Origin of the sequence: Microbacterium paraoxydans (genome assembly GCF_020524545.1) — a bacterium.
Classification (GTDB): Bacteria; Actinomycetota; Actinomycetes; order Actinomycetales; family Microbacteriaceae; genus Microbacterium; species Microbacterium paraoxydans_C.
Map to the genome: position 1 here is coordinate 292,856 of NZ_JAIVLG010000006.1, position 17,459 is coordinate 310,314.

At 70.6% G+C, this 17,459-nt stretch carries 22 protein-coding genes; 15 read left to right on the top strand and 7 right to left on the bottom strand.

Annotated elements, in window-relative coordinates; genetic code table 11:
* Positions 1–55: 55 nt before the first annotated feature.
* From LC041_RS14020 to LC041_RS14040, 5 genes are all read left to right on the top strand, one after another.
* The gene (locus LC041_RS14020; protein ID WP_226533706.1) at positions 56–1,144 is read left to right on the top strand and encodes a VanZ family protein; all 1,089 of its coding nucleotides are present in this window, start codon (positions 56–58) and stop codon (positions 1,142–1,144) included.
* A gap of 10 nt (positions 1,145–1,154) precedes the next feature.
* On the top strand, positions 1,155–1,850 hold the full coding sequence (locus LC041_RS14025; RefSeq protein ID WP_226533707.1) for a GTP pyrophosphokinase: 696 nt from the start codon (positions 1,155–1,157) through the stop codon (positions 1,848–1,850).
* A gap of 203 nt (positions 1,851–2,053) precedes the next feature.
* Positions 2,054–3,634 (top strand): molybdopterin-dependent oxidoreductase, encoded by a 1,581-nt coding sequence (locus LC041_RS14030; RefSeq protein WP_226533708.1) that lies wholly within the window; start codon positions 2,054–2,056, stop codon positions 3,632–3,634.
* Between the two features lie 41 nt (positions 3,635–3,675).
* Complete coding sequence (locus tag LC041_RS14035) at positions 3,676–4,164, top strand: MogA/MoaB family molybdenum cofactor biosynthesis protein (RefSeq protein ID WP_226533709.1); 489 nt, start codon at positions 3,676–3,678, stop codon at positions 4,162–4,164.
* The gene (locus tag LC041_RS14040; protein WP_226533710.1) at positions 4,161–4,601 is read left to right on the top strand and encodes a molybdenum cofactor biosynthesis protein MoaE; all 441 of its coding nucleotides are present in this window, start codon (positions 4,161–4,163) and stop codon (positions 4,599–4,601) included. The genes LC041_RS14035 and LC041_RS14040 overlap by 4 nt, the downstream gene beginning before the upstream one ends.
* Positions 4,602–4,611: 10 nt before the next feature.
* On the opposite strand, the gene LC041_RS14045 is transcribed toward LC041_RS14040, so the two are convergent.
* The 4 genes from LC041_RS14045 to LC041_RS14060 are packed head-to-tail and all read right to left on the bottom strand — an operon-like array spanning position 4,612 to position 7,350.
* Positions 4,612–4,845, bottom strand: a complete 234-nt coding sequence (locus LC041_RS14045) for a MoaD/ThiS family protein (RefSeq protein ID WP_226533711.1) — start codon at positions 4,843–4,845, stop codon at positions 4,612–4,614.
* The gene (gene moaC, locus LC041_RS14050) at positions 4,842–5,336 is read right to left on the bottom strand and encodes a cyclic pyranopterin monophosphate synthase MoaC (protein ID WP_226533712.1); all 495 of its coding nucleotides are present in this window, start codon (positions 5,334–5,336) and stop codon (positions 4,842–4,844) included. The genes LC041_RS14045 and moaC overlap by 4 nt, the downstream gene beginning before the upstream one ends.
* The gene (locus tag LC041_RS14055) at positions 5,333–6,568 is read right to left on the bottom strand and encodes a molybdopterin molybdotransferase MoeA (RefSeq protein WP_226533713.1); all 1,236 of its coding nucleotides are present in this window, start codon (positions 6,566–6,568) and stop codon (positions 5,333–5,335) included. The genes moaC and LC041_RS14055 overlap by 4 nt, the downstream gene beginning before the upstream one ends.
* Positions 6,565–7,350 (bottom strand): HesA/MoeB/ThiF family protein, encoded by a 786-nt coding sequence (locus tag LC041_RS14060; RefSeq protein WP_226533714.1) that lies wholly within the window; start codon positions 7,348–7,350, stop codon positions 6,565–6,567. The genes LC041_RS14055 and LC041_RS14060 overlap by 4 nt, the downstream gene beginning before the upstream one ends.
* Before the next feature lie 95 nt (positions 7,351–7,445).
* Here LC041_RS14060 and LC041_RS14065 point away from each other — a divergent pair, with 95 nt between their 5' ends.
* The 6 genes from LC041_RS14065 to LC041_RS14090 all read left to right on the top strand — a co-directional run bounded on the left by LC041_RS14065 (position 7,446) and on the right by LC041_RS14090 (position 12,333).
* Complete coding sequence (locus tag LC041_RS14065; RefSeq protein ID WP_226533715.1) at positions 7,446–7,838, top strand: TOBE domain-containing protein; 393 nt, start codon at positions 7,446–7,448, stop codon at positions 7,836–7,838.
* A 1-nt stretch (position 7,839) separates the two neighbouring features.
* Positions 7,840–8,619 carry a molybdate ABC transporter substrate-binding protein gene (gene modA, locus LC041_RS14070; protein ID WP_226533716.1) on the top strand — a complete coding sequence of 260 codons (780 nt, stop codon included), beginning with the start codon at positions 7,840–7,842 and terminating at the stop codon, positions 8,617–8,619.
* Positions 8,616–9,404 (top strand): molybdate ABC transporter permease subunit, encoded by a 789-nt coding sequence (gene modB, locus LC041_RS14075; protein WP_226533717.1) that lies wholly within the window; start codon positions 8,616–8,618, stop codon positions 9,402–9,404. Before modA ends, modB begins: the two co-directional genes overlap by 4 nt.
* Positions 9,401–10,519 carry an ABC transporter ATP-binding protein gene (locus LC041_RS14080; RefSeq protein ID WP_226533718.1) on the top strand — a complete coding sequence of 373 codons (1,119 nt, stop codon included), beginning with the start codon at positions 9,401–9,403 and terminating at the stop codon, positions 10,517–10,519. The genes modB and LC041_RS14080 overlap by 4 nt, the downstream gene beginning before the upstream one ends.
* A gap of 45 nt (positions 10,520–10,564) precedes the next feature.
* Entirely contained in the window at positions 10,565–11,659 is a 1,095-nt protein-coding gene (moaA, locus tag LC041_RS14085; protein WP_226533719.1) for a GTP 3',8-cyclase MoaA, read from the top strand.
* 95 nt (positions 11,660–11,754) lie between these two features.
* Entirely contained in the window at positions 11,755–12,333 is a 579-nt protein-coding gene (locus LC041_RS14090; protein WP_226533720.1) for a hypothetical protein, read from the top strand.
* A 25-nt stretch (positions 12,334–12,358) separates the two neighbouring features.
* Here the strand turns inward: LC041_RS14090 and LC041_RS14095 are convergent, their stop codons facing one another.
* Together LC041_RS14095 and soxR are read right to left on the bottom strand one after the other, a co-directional pair.
* Positions 12,359–13,573 (bottom strand): amidohydrolase, encoded by a 1,215-nt coding sequence (locus LC041_RS14095; RefSeq protein WP_226533721.1) that lies wholly within the window; start codon positions 13,571–13,573, stop codon positions 12,359–12,361.
* Positions 13,574–13,738: 165 nt separating this feature from the next.
* Positions 13,739–14,188 (bottom strand): redox-sensitive transcriptional activator SoxR, encoded by a 450-nt coding sequence (soxR, locus tag LC041_RS14100; protein ID WP_226533722.1) that lies wholly within the window; start codon positions 14,186–14,188, stop codon positions 13,739–13,741.
* A gap of 76 nt (positions 14,189–14,264) precedes the next feature.
* On the opposite strand from soxR, the gene fdxA reads away from it, so the two are divergent.
* From fdxA to LC041_RS14120, 4 genes are read left to right on the top strand one after another with little or no spacing between them, the layout of a single operon-like run.
* Entirely contained in the window at positions 14,265–14,591 is a 327-nt protein-coding gene (fdxA, locus tag LC041_RS14105) for a ferredoxin (protein ID WP_226533723.1), read from the top strand.
* Positions 14,588–15,946, top strand: coding sequence for an FAD-dependent oxidoreductase (locus LC041_RS14110; RefSeq protein WP_226533724.1), 1,359 nt, complete (start codon positions 14,588–14,590; stop codon positions 15,944–15,946). Before fdxA ends, LC041_RS14110 begins: the two co-directional genes overlap by 4 nt.
* Positions 15,943–16,452, top strand: a complete 510-nt coding sequence (locus tag LC041_RS14115; RefSeq protein WP_226533725.1) for a flavin reductase family protein — start codon at positions 15,943–15,945, stop codon at positions 16,450–16,452. Before LC041_RS14110 ends, LC041_RS14115 begins: the two co-directional genes overlap by 4 nt.
* A gap of 12 nt (positions 16,453–16,464) precedes the next feature.
* Positions 16,465–17,094, top strand: coding sequence for a superoxide dismutase (locus tag LC041_RS14120; protein ID WP_226533726.1), 630 nt, complete (start codon positions 16,465–16,467; stop codon positions 17,092–17,094).
* A gap of 18 nt (positions 17,095–17,112) precedes the next feature.
* On the opposite strand, the gene LC041_RS14125 is transcribed toward LC041_RS14120, so the two are convergent.
* Complete coding sequence (locus tag LC041_RS14125) at positions 17,113–17,400, bottom strand: metal-sensitive transcriptional regulator (protein ID WP_226533727.1); 288 nt, start codon at positions 17,398–17,400, stop codon at positions 17,113–17,115.
* Between the last annotated feature and the right edge of the window lie 59 nt (positions 17,401–17,459).

The window sequence follows — 17,459 nt, forward strand, 5'->3', positions numbered from 1 at the left end:
GGCGGGAAGCGGCGTCCTCACGGAATCCTTACGGGCCTGGTTACACTGGCACGCTGTGGAAGATCAGGTGCTGCTCGCGTTCATCGCCATCGGGATCGGAGTGGGCTTCGGCATCCTGCTGTTCGTGCCCTTCGTGGCTGTCAGCTACCGCCGGCGCGGGCGCCTCGGGCTCGGGCGGACCCTGCTCTGGCTGTCTGCACTGATCTACTTCTGGGCGATCTGGACCTATACGCTGCTTCCCCTGCCCGATCCCGACAGCATCCGCTGCGTCGGAGCGATCACCGATCCGATGTCCGTCGTGCGCGATGTGCAGACGGCGTTCGCGGCCCCAGGCAATCCGCTGCGGCAGCCGGCTCTGCTGCAGCTGGTGTTCAACGTGCTGCTGTTCGTGCCGCTCGGGTTCTTCATCCGGGTGATCGCCGGCCGCGGTATCCCGACCGCGCTCGCCACGGGCTTCGGGCTGTCGCTGCTGGTCGAGACCACGCAGCTGACCGGCGTCTGGGGTGTCTACCCCTGCGCCTACCGCTTCTTCGACGTCGGCGACCTCCTGACGAACACCCTCGGCGCGGTCGTCGGCTGCACCGTGGCGCTTCTCGTTCCGAGAGCCCTGCGCGGCGCTCAGGCGAGCCCGGACGCCGATCTGCCCCGCCCGGTCACCCGCGGTCGGCGGGCCCTGGCCATGCTCTGCGATGCGCTCACCTACGGATTCCTGAGCACGGGCATCGGCGTGACCGTGCAGGTGTGGCTGGAGTACGTCGTGCGCGACAGGGCGGCCGTGCTCGACGGGTCGATCGCCTCCACGGCAGGAGCCGTCGTCCCCGCCGGCCTGTTCCTGGTGCTGATCCTGGCGACCGGGCGCTCGGTCGGCGACTTCGCGGTGCAGTTGCGCTATGCGGGCTCGCGGCTGCCCGCTCCGCTCGCCCGCCCCCTGCGCTGGGCCGGCGGCATCGGCGGCCTCAGCGCGCTCGCCCTGGGCGGCGGCCTGTTCGACTTCGCGTCCTCGATCCTGATCCTCGTCGCGATCGTGCTGCTGTTCACCACCCGCCTCGGACGCGGGCTCCCCGGCGTCCTCTCCGGGCAGCACCTCGTGGACGCGAGGGCGGACATCGGGGATCCACAGCCGTTTCCGATCACGAACGCGTAACGTCGAGAGCATGACGACCGTTCACGTCACCGAGGACACGATCAACCAGGCCCGCGAGCTGCGCGACGAGCTGCAGCGGTTCCTGCGCGAGTACGAGTTCGGGATGCGCGAGGTCGAGACGAAGATCTCGATCCTCCGTGACGAGTTCACGCACGACCACGCGTACAACCCGATCGAGCACGTGAAGAGCCGTCTCAAGTCGCCCGACAGCATCGTCGAGAAACTCGCGCGCAAGGGGATCGACGAGCCGGACTTCGATCGGATCCGCGCCGAGATCACCGACATCGCGGGTGTACGGGTGACGTGCAGCTTCGTGGCCGACGTCTACCGCCTGTTCGACCTGCTCACCGCCCAGGACGACATCACCGTGCGCACGGTCAAGGACTACATCGCGCAGCCGAAGGCGAACGGCTACAAGAGCCTGCACGCGATCATCGAGGTGCCCGTGTTCCTGTCGACCGGCGCGTTGTCGGTGCCGGTCGAAGTGCAGTTCCGCACGATAGCGATGGACTTCTGGGCGAGCCTCGAGCACAAGATCTACTACAAGTTCTCCAACCAGGTGCCCTCGCATCTCGTCGAGAGCCTCACGGATGCCGCAGATGCCGCCGCCGAGCTCGACAGTCGCATGGAGCGTCTGCACCGGGAGGCGCACGGGGTGCCGCAGCGCCGGCTCGCTCCGCCGCCCCCGCCCATCGTTCCGGTCTGACGGACGTTCAGAACTCAGGAAGAACAGCGAGCCAGGCGAACGGCTCGCCCGTCGTGCCGCGCCTGACGCGCTACCCTCCCGCCGTTTTTGCGGAGTTATGAACGCGCCCGCGCGGAGTCTGACCGTAGATCGTCAGATCCGATCCCGCCTCGGCTCCGAACAACGGGGGACGACGCCGGAGACCGGCGGAACAGGAGACGATCATGGTGCAACGCCGCAGCGGCAAGAGGTTCTTCGTCTGGGCCGCCCTCGCGGGTGTGATCGGGGGTGGCGTCTTCCTCGCCACGGCAGAGGTGTTCGCGCTGCTGTTCGCGCGCACCGCCAGCCCGATCCTCGCGGTCGGCGGCTTCGTGATCGACATCGTGCCCCAGCCCTTCAAGGAGTTCGCGATCGCCACCTTCGGCGAGTACGACAAGATCGCTCTGCTGGCGGGGCTCGGGCTCGCTGTGCTCATCGCCTCCGCCATCGCCGGGATCCTGCAGTTCGTGCGCCCGCCGCTCGGCGTGATCGCGCTGGTGATCGCGGGCGTGCTCTCGACCGCGGCGATCGTCACCCGCGCGGGCGTCGCGCCCCTCGCGTTCCTGCCTCCGGTCCTCGGCACCGTCGCAGGATCGATCATCCTCGTGCTCCTGTGCCGCCGCCTGCGCGGGTGGAGGGAGTCCCCCGCGGATGATCCCGATACCGACCTCGCCGAAGAAGAGCCGGCCCGGCCAGGGATCGACCGTCGGCGGTTCTTCCTCCTCGCCGCCGTGGCGGGCGCGTCCGCGCTCGTCGTGGGAATCACCGCCCGCACGGTGAGCCTGGCCGTGTCGTCGGTCGAGGCCATCCGCGGTGCGCTGAAACTCCCCTCCCCGAAGAGCACGGTCGCCGTGCCGCAGGGCGCTGAGCTCGACATTCCCGGGCTCAGCAAGCTCTTCACCCCGAACAAGGACTTCTACCGTGTCGACACCGCGCTCACGGTTCCCTCGATCGACCCGGAGACCTGGCGCCTGGTGATCGACGGCATGGTCGACCAGCGTGTGGAGATGAGCTTCCAGGACATCCTCGACATGGGCCTGGACGAGTACGCGATCACGCTCACGTGCGTGTCGAACGAGGTCGGCGGCGAACTGGTCGGCAACGCGAAGTGGCTGGGCGTGCCGTTGCGCGACGTGCTCAAGAAGGCGGGGGTGAAGTCCGGCGCCGACATGGTGCTCTCCCGCAGCGTCGACGGCTACACGGCGAGCACGCCCCTCTCGGCCCTCACCGATGACGACCTCGACGCGATCCTGGCGGTCGGGATGAACGGCGAACCGCTGCCGCTCGAGCACGGCTTCCCGGTGCGGATGGTCGTGCCGGGACTCTACGGCTACGTGTCGGCGACCAAGTGGCTCACCGAGCTCAAGGTCACGACCTTCGCCCAGGATGAGGCGTACTGGACGCCGCGCGGTTACAGCGCCGAGGCCCCGATCAAGTTCTCGTCCCGCGTCGACACCCCCAAGATCGGCGAGGCGGTCGATGCCGGGAAGATCCCGATCGCGGGCGTGGCCTGGGCCCAATCGGTCGGCATCGAGCGCGTGGAGGTGAGCATCGACGACGGGGAGTGGGTTGCGGCCACGCTGTCGGCGCCGATCAACGACGACACCTGGGTGCAGTGGTTCATGGAGTGGGATGCCACGCCCGGCACGCACTACGTCGCGGTGCGAGCGGTCAACAAGAACGGCGACCTGCAGATCCAGGAGCGCGCTCCCATCGCGCCGAACGGATCATCGGGCTGGCAGCGCTCGCTCATCCGTGTCACCTGACCCCGGTGCACGGTCGACCGCGCGGGCCTAGGGTGGGAGCCATGGGCCCGTACCCCGCACTCGTGATCAGCGTCTCGGATCGATCGGCCTCCGGAGAGCGCCAGGATCGGGGTGGCCCGATCGCCGTGGGGATGCTGCGTGAGGCCGGGTGGCACTGCCCCGATGCGGAGGTCATCGCGGACGGCGCGGATTCCGTGGAGGATGCCCTGCGCCGCGCCGTCGCCCGCGGCATCCGGCTGGTCGTGACCACCGGCGGCACGGGCATCGGGCCCCGTGACCTGACGCCGGAGGGCACACGCCGGGTGATCACCCGGGAGCTCCCGGGGATCGCCGAGGAACTGCGCCGCAGCGGACTCGCCGACACTCCGCTGTCGGTGCTGTCGCGGGGGCTCGCAGGCGTCGTCGACCCCGATGGCATGCTCGTCGTGAACCTCCCGGGTTCGCCCCGAGCCGTCGCCTCGGGCCTCCCCGTGGTGCTCGGCGTCGCCGGGCACGTCCTGGATCAAGTCGAAGGCGGAGACCACTCATGAACGACGTGCGGATCGCAGCCCTGTCGGAAGAACTCCTCGATCTCGATGTTCATCTCACCGCGGTCGAAGACCCGCGCCTGGGAGCGGTGACGACGTTCGTCGGCCGGGTGCGAGACAACGATCCGGAGGCGCAGACGCCCGTGGTCGGACTGGAGTACAGCGCCCACCCCGACGCGGAGGCCACGTTGCGACGGATTGCCGAGGAGGCCGAGGCCGAGGCCGGGGCCGGTGCGCGCGCCGTGGTGGCCGTCAGCCATCGCATCGGACGCCTCGAGGTCGGCGATGCGGCGGTGGTGATCGCGGTGGCCTCGGAACACCGTGCCGAGGCGTTCGAGGTGTGCCGGGCGGTCATCGAGGGGATCAAGAGCGACCTCCCCGTGTGGAAGCGTCAGCTCGAAGTCGACGGGACGTCGTCGTGGAAGGGCATCGGCGGCTGAGGCTCGCGCTTCAGCCGCCCGCGAAGGGCGGGAGCACGTCGATGAGCTCGGCGTCGTCGAGGGGGACATCGCCGTCGGTGCGCACCCCGTCGACGAGCACCGCGCAGCGAGGGAGGATGTCGGCCAGTGCCGGGTGCTCGGCGACGACGGCGGTGCGCAGTTCCGAGAGGGAGCGTTCGGCGCGCTCCTCTGCGTCGGTGCCCGCAGCCTCGGCGGCGGCGGCGAAGTAGCGCACGTGTGTCATCGGTCGGCTCCGGGGGCGGCCTCGCCGGGGCGCACCCAGTCACCGGAGCGCCCGCCGGACTTCGCCACGATGCGCACGTCCTCGATCGTGACCGCGCGGTCGACGCCCTTGATCATGTCGACGATCGCGAGGGCGGTGACCGAAACGGCCGTGAGCGCCTCCATCTCGACGCCGGTGCGGTCGGCGGTGCCCACGGTCGCCTCGATATGCACGCCGTCGTCGACCACCTCCAGCTCGACGCTCGCCCGGTGCACCCCGATCACGTGCGCGAGCGGCAGCAGAGCGGGTGTGGACTTGGCCGCCTGGATGCCGGCGATGCGCGCCACGGCGAGCACGTCGCCCTTGGGCACGGTGCCGTCGCGGAGGGCGGTGATCACGTCGGCGCTGCAGCGCACGAAGCCGCGGGCGGTCGCGGTGCGGACGGTCGGCTGCTTCGCGGTCACATCGACCATGTGTGCACGGCCGCCGGCGTCAAGGTGGGGGAAGCTCATCCGACCAGCATGACATCGATCACATCGCCCACGGCCACGGACTCGACCTCGGCCGGGACGATCGCGAAGGCGTGCGCACGCGCGAGTCCGCCCGCGAGGTGAGACCCCGATCCACCGGCGGTCGCCGGACGCACGGTGCGCGTCGCGAGGTCGACGACGGCCGGAAGGTACTGTCGGCGCCCCGGCGGGGGTGTCCAGGATGCGTCGGCGGTGAACGCGGAACGCGGGCGCTGGATGCGGGTGCGGCCCTGCATCGCGAGGAGGGCGGGCCGTACGAACACCTCGAAGGACACCGCCACGCTGACGGGGTTCCCCGGGAGCCCGAACACGAGGCACCCGTCATCGAGCACTCCGAAGGCCTGTGGCTTGCCCGGCTGCATGGCCACTGCGCTGAACTCGACCTGTCCACCGCCGTCGAACGCTCCGCGCACGGGTTCGTATGCTCCCGCACTCACCCCGCCCGTGAAGACGATCACGTCGGCGTCGAGCGCTGCGGCCTCGGCAGCGACCGCCCGGACGGCGTCGGCCGCGTCCGGAACGCGCGCGACCAGCACCACCTCGGCGTCGGCCTCGGCGACGAGCTGCTGGAGCAACGGGCCGTTCGAGTCGGGGATGCGGCCGCGGGTGGGGGTCTCCCCGGGCGCGAGCAGCTCGCTCCCGGTCGATACCACCGCCACACGCGGAGCCCGCGTCACCCAGACCTCGGCGACGCCGGCGGCGACCGCGGCCGCGAGCTGGAAGGGCCCCAGACGCTCACCGGCGGGCACGACCTCGTCGCCCGCGTGCAGGTCTGCCCCGCGTCGGCGCACGAACACCCCGGGCGTCGCCGGGGCGCGCAGCACCGTCACGTCGCCGAGGGAGTCGGCGAGCCCGCCGACCGTGTCCTCGAAGGGCACGATCACATCGGCGTCGGTGGGCGTGGGGGATCCGGTCATGATGCGGGCGGCTTCACCCGCACCGAGCGGAGGATCCAGGGCGACGCCGGCGGGAAGATCGGCGACCACGCGCAGGGTGACCGGGTTCTCCTCGGAGGCCTCCGCGACATCCGCGCCGCGCACGGCGAAGCCGTCCATCGCGGAGTTGTCGAAGAGGGGGATGTCGTGCGCGGCGACCGCGGGCGCGGCGAGCGTGCGTCCTGCGGCACTCGACACCGGAAGAGCCTCGTTGCCGATCAGGCGGACGGCGTCGAGCACGCGGTCGAGCTGGTCCTCGACCGTGCGACGGCCGGTCATGCGTGCACCGCCGTCGGGGCCGTCGATGCCGGGCGGATCGCGATCTCGTGCTGGCGGGAGGTGAGCGCATCGATCATGGCGAGTCGTCCGAGCAGCGGCTCTCCCGCGCCGGTCACGAGCTTGATCACCTCACCCGCCAGCATCCCGCCGACCTGCACGCACAGCGCTCCGAGCACGCCGACCTGCGCGCAGCTGGGGGGCTCCCCCTCGGTGCCCGGCGGGAAGAGGTCTGCGAGCACGACCGGCTCGCCCACCGGCGGGTCCGACCAGAAGACGGTCGCCTGTGCATGCCACTCCTGGACCGCACCCCACACCAGCGGAAGTCCGAGGGCCTCGGACGCGGCGGCCACATCGCGACGGGTCGCGAACGAATCGCTCGTGTCGACCACCACGTCGGATCCCGCGAGCAGGCGGGCGGCGTTGGTCGCGTCGAGGCGCTCATGCACGGGGGTCACGACCGTCTGCGGCGCGAGGGCCGTGATGGCGCGGGCGGCGGAGGCGGTCTTGTGCGCGCCGATGTCCTCCACGCGGTGCGCCACCTGACGCTGCAGGTTGGTGAGCTCCACGACGTCGTCGTCGATCACCGTGAGGGCGCCGATCCCCGCGGCCGCCAGGGCGAGGAGCGCAGGGGAGCCGAGCCCGCCTGCGCCGACGATCGTGACGCGCGCGGCGTTGAGGCGGCGCTGGCCTTCTTCGCCGATGCCGGCGAGCACCGCGTGCCGGGCCGTCCGGATGAGTTCTTCCGGTGTGAGCGCGGCGGCGGGGGCGACGAGGGGTTGCATGGGTTCAGCGTATGCCCCGTCATCTGGAGCGGATTCATGAACGCGAAAGCGGTTGTATCTGTGTGAAAAATCCGCATCTGCGGTAGATTCTCTTTATGCAGACCTATCGGATCGCCCGTGCCGCGCAGTTGCTCGGTGTCAGCGACGACACCGTCCGTCGCTGGATCGAGCAGGGTCTGCTCCCGGTCACGGACGCGACGCCGGCCGAGATCCCCGGTGACGCCATCGCGGCGCGCGCGGTCGACCTCGCGGAGGAGGCGAAGCTCGCGGGAGATGTGCTCTCCAGTGCGCGCAACCGCTTCGTCGGCATCGTCACGCGCGTGCAGGTCGAGGGCCTGATGGCGCAGGTCGACATCCAGTCCGGACCGCATCGCGTGGTGTCGCTGATGTCGTCTGAGGCGGCGCGCGACCTGCGTCTCGAAGTCGGCTCCCTTGCCACCGCCTCCGTCAAGGCGACCCAGGTCGTCGTCGAAGTCCCGAAAGGCTGACATGAACCGTCCGCTCCGCCGCTCCTCCCTGGCCGTCCTCGCCGCTGCCGCGCTCGCTCTGACGGGGTGCGCGAGCGGCGCCCAGAGCGCTCCGACACCGGAAGCGGGGGTAGAGGAGGGGGCGAGCGGAGAGCTCACGGTGTACGCCGCAGCCTCGCTCAGCGGAGCCTTCGATGCGATCGGTGAGGCTTTCACGGCCGAGAACCCCGACGTGCGATTCAGCCCGGTCTACGACGGCTCGTCGACCCTGGTCACCCAGATCCTCGAGGGCGCACCGGCCGACGTGTTCGCGTCGGCCGACGAGGCGAACATGGACAAGGCCGGCAAGGTCGCGGTCGAGCCCGCGCTGTTCGCCTCCAACACCCTGGTGATCGTGGTCCCGGCCGGAAACCCCGGCGGTGTCGAGACACTGGCGGATCTCGCTGACGTCACCACCGTGCTGTGCGCGCCGGAGGTGCCCTGCGGCGCGGCTTCGGCGACGCTGCTCTCCGGGGCGGGCGTGACGGTCGACGCCGCGAGCCTCGAGCAGAACGTGACGGCCGTGCTCACGAAGGTCGCCGCGGCGGAGGCCGATGCCGGACTCGTGTACGCGACCGACGTGATCGGCCGCGACGACGTCGAGGCGATCGTGCCCGACGGTGCCGACGAGATCGTCAACCGCTACCCGATCGCCGCGCTCTCCGACGCGCCGAACTCCGAGGCTGCCGACGCGTTCGTGGCGTTCGTGCTGTCGGACGCGGGGCGCGACATCCTGGCGGACTTCGGTTTCGGAGCGCCATGACCGGGGGAGGCGGTCGAGGGTATGCACCCCGCGCGCTCGCCGTTCCCGCCCTGATCGGACTGGCGTTCCTGATCCTGCCGCTCACTGCGCTGGTCGCGCGCGTGCAATGGCCGACGTTCCTCGCGGACGTGACCTCGGAGGCTGCCCTCTCCGCGCTCGCGCTCTCGCTCGGCACCGGCCTCGTGGCCACGGTGCTGTGCATCCTCATCGGCGTACCACTCGCGTTGGCCATCGCCCGCTCCGGGCCGCGACTGGCCGCGGTGCTCCGTGCCGTCGTCACGGTTCCGCTGGTGCTACCTCCGATGGTGGGAGGCGTCGCGCTGCTGTATCTGTTCGGACGCGCGGGCTGGTTCGGCGGACTCGGCCTGTCCTTCAGCACGCCGGCGGTCGTCCTGGCGCAGACGTTCGTCGCACTGCCGTTCCTGGTGCTGGCCGTGGAGGGCGCGGTGCGTACCTCGGGTGTGGACTACGAGCGCACGGCGGCCGCCCTCGGAGCCGGACGATGGACGATCCTGCATCGCATCACCCTGCCGCTGGCCGCGCCGGGCATCGTCGCCGGTGTCGTGCTCTGCTTCGCGCGTGCCATCGGCGAGTTCGGCGCGACGGCCCTGTTCGCGGGGAATCGGCCGGGCGTCACCCAGACCATGCCGTTGGCGATCTACACCGCCTTCAACGGGGCGGGAGTGTCGCAGGGCACGGCGGTCGCGCTCGCGCTGCTCCTGCTCGCCACGGCGATCGCGGTGCTCCTGCTCGTGCGCGGCTGGCGGCCGGGGGTCACGCGATGACCTCGTCCACGGGTTCGTCCGCCGGTGGCGGAGGTCTGCGTGCGCACGTCGTGGTCGCCCGCGAGCACTTCACCGTAGACGTGTCCGTGGAGGTCGCGGTCGGCGAGACCGTCGCCGTGATGGGACCGAGCGGCGCGGGCAAGTCGACCCTGCTGCAGGCGCTCGCAGGGCTCGAGTCCTTGACCGCCGGGGAGATCGAGGTCGCGGGGCGCGTGGTCGACCGTGTGGCCGCTCCCCGTGTGCGCACGGCGCCCATGAGCCGCGGCGTCGTGCTGCTCGGGCAGGAGGCGCGGCTCTTCCCCCACCTGTCCCTGCGTGAGAACGTCGCCTTCGGCCCACGTGCCGCCGGTCAGGAGGCCCGCATCGCGCGGGATTCAGCCGATGAGTGGCTCGCACGCGTCGGTCTGCCGGGTGCGGGGGATCGGATGCCGCGCGAGCTCTCCGGTGGCGAAGGACAGCGCGTCGCGGTGGCCCGAGCGCTCGCCGCGTCTCCGCGGGCCGTCCTGCTCGACGAACCTCTGGTCGCACTCGATCCGGCGACGGCGGGCGACATCCGGCAGATGCTGCGCGATCAGCTGGTGGGGATCACCACGATCGCCGTCACGCACGACGCCGCGGACGCCGTCGCCCTCGCCGATCGGCTCGTGGTCATCGAGGCGGGGCGGGTCACACAGAGCGGACCCGTGCGCGACGTGCTGTCGGCGCCCGCGTCGGGGTTCGTCGCCGCCATCGCGGGAAGCAACCGGCTGGTGGGCGTCGCCGCGAAGGGCGGTTGGCGCGGCGGGGGCCTGCATCTCGCGAGCACGGATGCCGCCTCGCTCGCGCTCGCCGCGGTCGAGGGCGCCCAGCTCGCCGCGGTGTTCCGCCCCGCGGCGGTGCGCCTCACGCGGGCCGACGAACCGCACGCGTGGTCCAGTCGAGTCGTCCGACTGGAGCCCATCCTCACCGGTGTCCGCCTGCACACAGAGCACTGCCGGGTCGATGCCTCGCTGGCGGAGGCCGCCGGCTTTGCGGTGGGTGATGAGGTGCATCTGAACGTCGATCCGGCCGAGGTACGGTTCGTCTCCGCCCACTCCTCCGGCAGGAACGACGGGCATTCCGGCCCCGAGGGGTGAGACGGCGGGTTAGTCTCGAACGATGACGGGGAGTGGCGGAGCGCGATGACGGCCGTGCCGGTGGTCATCGGTGTGCGCCCGCCGCACGCTGCTCCGACCGCGCAGAGCCCCGGCCTCGCCGCCGAGAGCGCGGGCCTCGTCGACACGCACGGCCGTGTGCACCGGGATCTGCGCATCTCGCTCACCGACCGCTGTTCGCTGCGCTGCACGTACTGCATGCCGGAGCAGGGGAACGAGTGGCTGGCCCGCACGAGCATCCTCTCCACGGACGAGATCGTCGAGGTCGCGGAGGTGGCCGCGGCCCTCGGCATCCGCACCTTCCGCCTCACCGGTGGCGAACCGCTTCTGCGAGCCGACATCGTCGAGGTCGTGACGCGCCTCTCCCGCATCGACGGAGAGGACGGCCCCGTCGAGATCGCGATGACCACCAACGGCATCAGCCTCGCTCAGAAACTCCCGGCGCTGATCGAGGCCGGTCTCACGCGCCTCAACATCAGCATCGATACGGTGAACCGTCAGAGATTCGCCGACCTCACCCGACGCGACCGCCTCGACGACGTGTTCGAGGGCATCGCCGCGGCTGCGGCATCGGAGCTGCGTCCGCTCAAGCTCAACGCCGTCGCGATGCGCGGTGTCAACGACGACGAGCTGGTCGACCTCGTGGAGTTCGCGATGGGCGTGGGGGCGCAGCTGCGCTTCATCGAGCAGATGCCGCTCGATGCCGGACACACCTGGGACCGCGCGTCGATGGTCACGCGAGAGGAGATCCTGGCGTCCCTGGCTGAGCGCTGGCGCCTGGAGCCGGTCGAGGGGCGTGGGGGAGCACCCGCGGAGAAGTGGCGGATCGACGGAGGGCCGCACGAGGTCGGTGTGATCGCCTCGGTCACCGCCCCGTTCTGCGGAGCCTGTGACCGTCTGCGTCTGACGGCCGACGGTCAGCTGCGCAACTGCCTGTTCTCGAACGTCGAGTACGACCTCATCGAGGTGCTGCGCGGGGAGTCGGCCGCCGCGCCGGGGGAGCGCGCCGACGGGATCGCCGGGATGCTGCGGTCGTGCGTGCACGGTAAGCTCCCGGGGCACGCGATCAACGACCCGTCGTTCCTGCAGCCGGCGCGCGGCATGAACGCGATCGGCGGCTGAGCGCTGGCTCGGGCTCGGCACCGGCGGCCCGAGTCCTCGGCCGGAGCGGCGGAAGGCGCGCCGCCAGAACCGACTCAAGAGACAGGGATGACCGGATGTGGGAGCCGATCGGGCAGGGGCGTGACGGGTACCGATTGACGATCCGGGCGACCCGGGTGTCCGTGCGCCAACTCGTCGTGATCATCCTCGGGTGCGTGCTCGGCGGAGGGGCCGCTGCCACGGCGGTGCTGATCGTGATCTCCCTCGAGACCGATTCCCTGCTCGGCAGGTCCGATGTCGTCTTGATCGCCGGTGGCTTGGCCGTCGTCATCGCGCTCGCCCTGTTGTGGATCTTCGCCTGGCGGCGGAAGCGCTACGTCGTCGAGTGGGACGACGCGGGGATCCGGGTGATCGGTGCCGGGGTGGAACGATCGTATCCCTGGGCCTGCGTCGCTCGCGTGCTGATCCGTCTCGACACGGACTACGCCCGCGTCGAGGTGAGGAGCGCGGACCGGGGCTCCGTGTCGCTCCTGGCCGGCTTCGGCTCGCAAGACGTCAAGAAGACCACCGCGATCGACCCGATTCCGGACGGGGTCGTCGAGCTGCTGGGGCGCCATCTTTCTGCGGCCCCACCTCCCCAGCGGAACGCGCTCGGCCTGCACGTCTTCCTGGGCGCGCAACAGCCTGTCGCGTGAGCGATGCCGTCCTTCGCATCCGCCTTCAGCCGAGGAACTCCCGCGCAGCGGCGGACAGGGCGGTCACGCCGACCTCGATCGTCGGGTGGATCTCGGGCGCGAAGAACGGCGAGTGGTTCGTCGGGATGTCCTGCTCGAGTCGACCCGCGGCGACCGCCTCGGCGAACCGAGAGGGATCGACGCCGCCCCAGAACCAGAACACCAGGGGAGCACCTGCGTCACGGGCGAACCAGGACACGTCCTCGCTGCCGGTGAACATGCCGGGGTCGATGACGGAGGTCTCGCCGAGGGCGCGCTGGATCGCACCGGTGACGCGGGCTGTGGCATCCTCATCGTTGATCGTCGCGGGCAGGGTGTGGTCGGTGCGGATCTCCGGCTCCCGCTCCGCCCCGGACGCGGTCGCCTCGGCGCGCACGATGCGCTCCACGCTCGCGAGCACCTTCTCGCGTGCTTCCTCATTCGGGTAGCGCAGGCTGAGCTCGAGCTTCGCCTCGGCCGAGATGATGTTGTTCTTGAGTCCGGCGTGGATCGAACCGACGGTCACGACCGCGACGCCCTGCGGGTCGATCTCGCGCGAGGCGATGGTCTGCAGGCGCATCACGGTTGCCGCGGCCATCACCACCGGGTCGATCGTGGCGTGCGGGCGGGAGCCGTGTCCGCCGCGTCCGTGCAGGGTCACGGTGAGCCCGTCGGAGGCGGCCATCTGCGTCCCGCTGCGCACCCCGACGATCCCGGCGGGGAGGGGGGTCACGTGCTGGCCGAGCACGATGTCGGGCCGAGGGTAGCGGTCGAGGATCCCGTCGTCGAGCATCGCGCGCGCCCCGGCCCCGTACTCCTCGGCCGGCTGGATCAGCACCACGAGCGTGCCCGACCACTCGGAGCGCTCCGCGACGAGCTTCTCCACGGCACCGACCATCGCGGTGACGTGCATGTCGTGACCGCAGGCGTGCATGACGGGAACAGTGGTCCCCGCGGGGTCGACGCCCTTCGCCGTGCTCGCGTACGAGAGGCCGGTCTGCTCCTCGACAGGGAGTGCATCCATGTCGGCGCGCACCCAGACGACGGGACCGTCACCGTTGCGCAGCAGCCCGACGACTCCCGTCACCCCGACTCCTTCTTCGACCTCGAGGCCGAGGTCGCGCAGGTGCTGGGCGGCGATCCCAGCGGTCCGCGTCTCCTGGAACGAGAGCTCGGGGTGCTGGTGCAGGTCGAGGTAGAGCGCTTCGAGGTCGATCGTCATGGCCCGAGCCTAGTCGGGCGTGTCGGAGCCGTCAGCCTTCGCCGAGACCCACGTTCCTCGCCGAGACCCCCGCCTGTCGTCCGCACCCCCGCGCACAGATGCCCGTGGGCGGGGGTGTCGACGGCCAGCGGGGGTCTCGACCTGGGGAGTGAGGGGGCGGGGGAGCTAGCCGTCCAGGCGGCGCGGACCTGAGCCCTGGGTGCCGAGGGCGTCGTCGGGGTTGAGCAGGCCGCACGCCTTCATCGACAGGCAGCCGCAGCCGATGCACCCGGTGAGCTCGCGCTCGAGGCGCTCGATGCCCTCGCGGCGCTTCTCGAGCTCGCGCTTCCAGCGCCGGGAGGCCCTCTGCCAGTCGGCGTGGCTCGGGGTCTCGGTCAGCGGCACGTCGGCGAAGGCGGCCTGGACGTCGGACAACGGGATGCCGAGGCGCTTGGCGACGGTGATGAGCGACACCCGCCGCAGCATGTGCCGGGCGTAGCGGCGCTGGTTGCCGGGGGTGCGGGTGGAGGCGATGAGCCCGAGAGTCTCGTAGAAGTGCAGGGCGGACGCGGCGACACCGGTGCGTCGGGTCATCTCGCCGATCGTCAGCGGCTCGTCGGGTGCGTGGGGGCTCATCCGGGTCTCCTCGATTTGACCTCAAGTGTACTTGAGGTTTTACCGTGGACACCGTGACCCGAGAGAAGACCCCGCGATGACCTACGTCATCGCTCTGCCGTGCGTCGATGTGAAGGACAAGGCCTGCATCGACGAATGTCCCGTCGACTGCATCTACGAGGGGGAACGCTCGCTCTACATCCACCCGGACGAGTGCGTCGACTGCGGTGCCTGCGAGCCCGTGTGTCCCGTCGAGGCGATCTTCTACGAGGACGACCTCCCCGACGAGTGGCAGGACTATTACAAGGCCAATGTCGAGTTCTTCGACGAGATCGGCTCCCCCGGAGGCGCGGCGAAGACGGGGATGCTCGCCTTCGACCACGCGGTCATCGCCGCGCTGCCACCCCAGGGGGAACACGCATGACCGTCGCCGAACCCCGCATCGCCATCGTCGGAGCGGGCCCCGCGGGCATCTACGCGGCCGACATCCTGCTCGACCGCGTGCCGACCGCGTCGCTCGACCTGTTCGAGAAGCTCCCGGCACCGTACGGTCTCGTCCGCTACGGCGTCGCCCCCGATCATCCGCGGATCCGCAAGATCACCGATGCGCTGCACGGGGTGATCGTCCACCCGCGCATCCGGCTGCGCTGCAATGTCGAGGTCGGCGTGGACATCCACATCGACGAGCTGCGTGCCGCGTACGACGGGGTGATCGTGGCGACGGGTGCCGACCTCGACGTCCGCCTCGATATCCCCGGCATCGACCTCCCCGGTTCCTTCGGAGCCGCCGACTTCGTCGCCTGGTACGACGGGCACCCCGATGCGCCGCGCACCTGGCCGCTCGCCGCCGAGGCGGTGGCGGTGCTCGGTGCGGGCAACGTCGCGCTCGATGTGACACGGATCCTCGCCAAACACGCCTCCGCGCTGGCGCACACCGATACGCCGGATGCCGTACTCGACCAGCTCGGTGCCAGCCCTCTGCGGGACGTGCACCTGTTCGCGCGGCGGGGTCCGGCGGACGTGCGCTTCTCGCCCCTGGAGCTTCGCGAGCTCGCGGAGCAGGACGACGTCGACGTGATCGTCGACCCGGAGGAACTCGCGCTCGACGCCCATGCCGAACGGATGATCGCGCAGTTCTCGCAGCGTCGTATCATCGTGCGCACGCTGACCGAGTGGGCTGCGCTCGATCCTGCCGGCCGCGCCGCCACTCGCCGCATCCATCTGCACGTGCGGCAGCGGCCCGTCCGTCTGCTGGGCAGCGGGCGGGTGACCGGTATCGAGATGGAGCGGACCGCGTCGGATGAGCTGGGCCGCATGGTGGGCACCGGCGAGCTGCGCCAGTACGACGTCGGAGCCGTCTACCGTGCCGTCGGCTACCGCTCGACGCCGATGCCCGGAGTGCCCTTCGACGACGATCTCGGAGTCGTGCCGCACGCGGAGGGAAGAGTCCTGGATGCGGCGGGCGACCCGATCCCGCGACTGTACGCGACGGGATGGATCAAGCGTGGGCCCGTCGGGCTCATCGGTTCGACGAAATCGGATGCCGCGCAGACCGTGCGTCACCTCGTCGACGATCTCGAGGCCGCGGAGGAGGTCGTCCGCGGAGACGATCCGATCGCCCATCTCGGACACTCCGTCGACCTCGACGGGTGGCTGCGCATCGACGCGGCGGAGCGCAGCGCCGGAGCCGACCGCGGCCGGGAGAGGACGAAGCTCGTCGAACGCGAGGAGATGTTGAGGCATGCGAAGCAGGAACAGATGACGGAGGCCGGCCGATGACCGCGACACCCACACCCACGCCGGTCGGCGACCGCCTCAAGGATGCGTTCCGCACGCACCCCGCTGGCGTCGCGATCATCACGGCGTTCACTCCGACGGGTCCGGTCGGGCTCACGGCGTCGAGCGTCGCCTCGGTGGCGGTCGACCCCGCGGCGATCGTGTTCTCGGTCACCAGGGCGACGGGCTCGGCGGGGGCGATCCTCGGTGCGGACACCTTCGTGGTGCATCTCATCGACGACGAGCACTCCGCCCTCGCGCAGAGCTTCGCCGTCAGCGGATCCGAGCGCTTCACCCCTGAGCAGGGCTGGTCGGAGCTCGACACCGGGGAGCCGTATCTCGCCTCCGCCCGCGCTGCCCTGCGCTGCCGTGCGCTGCAGACCGTGGCGGTCGGCTCGTCGACGGTCGTGATCGCCGAGGTGCTCGACGTCATCGCCGGGCCGCAGGGGCGCCCCCTCGTATACCTCGACCGTCGCTTCCACGCCCTCCCTCACGACCCGCACCACTGAAAGGAAGACGTCATGTCCACTCTCTACACGCTCCCCGAGCTGCCCTACGACTACGCAGCGCTCGAGCCGCACATCTCGGGCAGGATCATGGAGCTGCACCACTCCAAGCACCACCAGGCGTACGTGACGGGCGCAAACACCGCCCTCGAGCAGCTCGCCGCCGCCCGCGATGCGGGTGACCTCGCGAACGTGAACAAGCTCGAGAAGGACCTCGCGTTCAACCTCGGCGGCCACATCAACCACTCGGTGTTCTGGCAGAACCTGTCGCCCGAGGGCGGCGGCGCGCCGGAGGGCGAGCTGGAGGCGGCGCTCGTCGATGCCTTCGGCTCGGTCGACGGGTTCCGTGCGCACTTCACCGCCGCGGCGCTCGGTGTGCAGGGCTCGGGGTGGGCCGTGCTCGCCTGGGACAGCGTGGGGGCCCGCCCGGTGATCTTCCAGCTGTTCGACCAGCAGGGCAACGCGCCGCTCGGTGTGACCCCGCTGCTGCAGCTCGACGTGTGGGAGCACGCCTACTACCTCGACTACCTCAACGTGCGCGCCGACTATGTGAAGGCCTTCTGGAACCTCGTGAACTGGCCCGATGTGCAGCGTCGTCTCGAGGCCGCCCGCACTTCGACCGCGGGCCTCATCACCGCGCGCTGACCGTCGTCACATCGCGGCTCACGCGAGGGAGAGGAAGAGCTTCTCCAGTTCGGCCATCGACACCCCATCGGTGTCGGTGGCCGTCTCCGTCTCCGCCGCGGGGTCGTTCAGGCAGTCCTTCATCGCGGAGGCGATGATCTGGAATCCCGCCTTGTCGAGCGCGGAGGTGACGGCAGCGAGCTGGGTGACGACCGCGCGGCAATCGCTCCCGCGTTCGACGGCGGAGATCACGGCTCCGAGCTGTCCTTGGGCGCGCTTGAGGCGGTTGGCGATCTTGCGCTGGGTCTCGGCATCTGCGGATGACATCGGTCGCTCCCTGAGTGTCTGCTGGACTCCCCACTATACCCCCTGGGGTATGCTGGGAG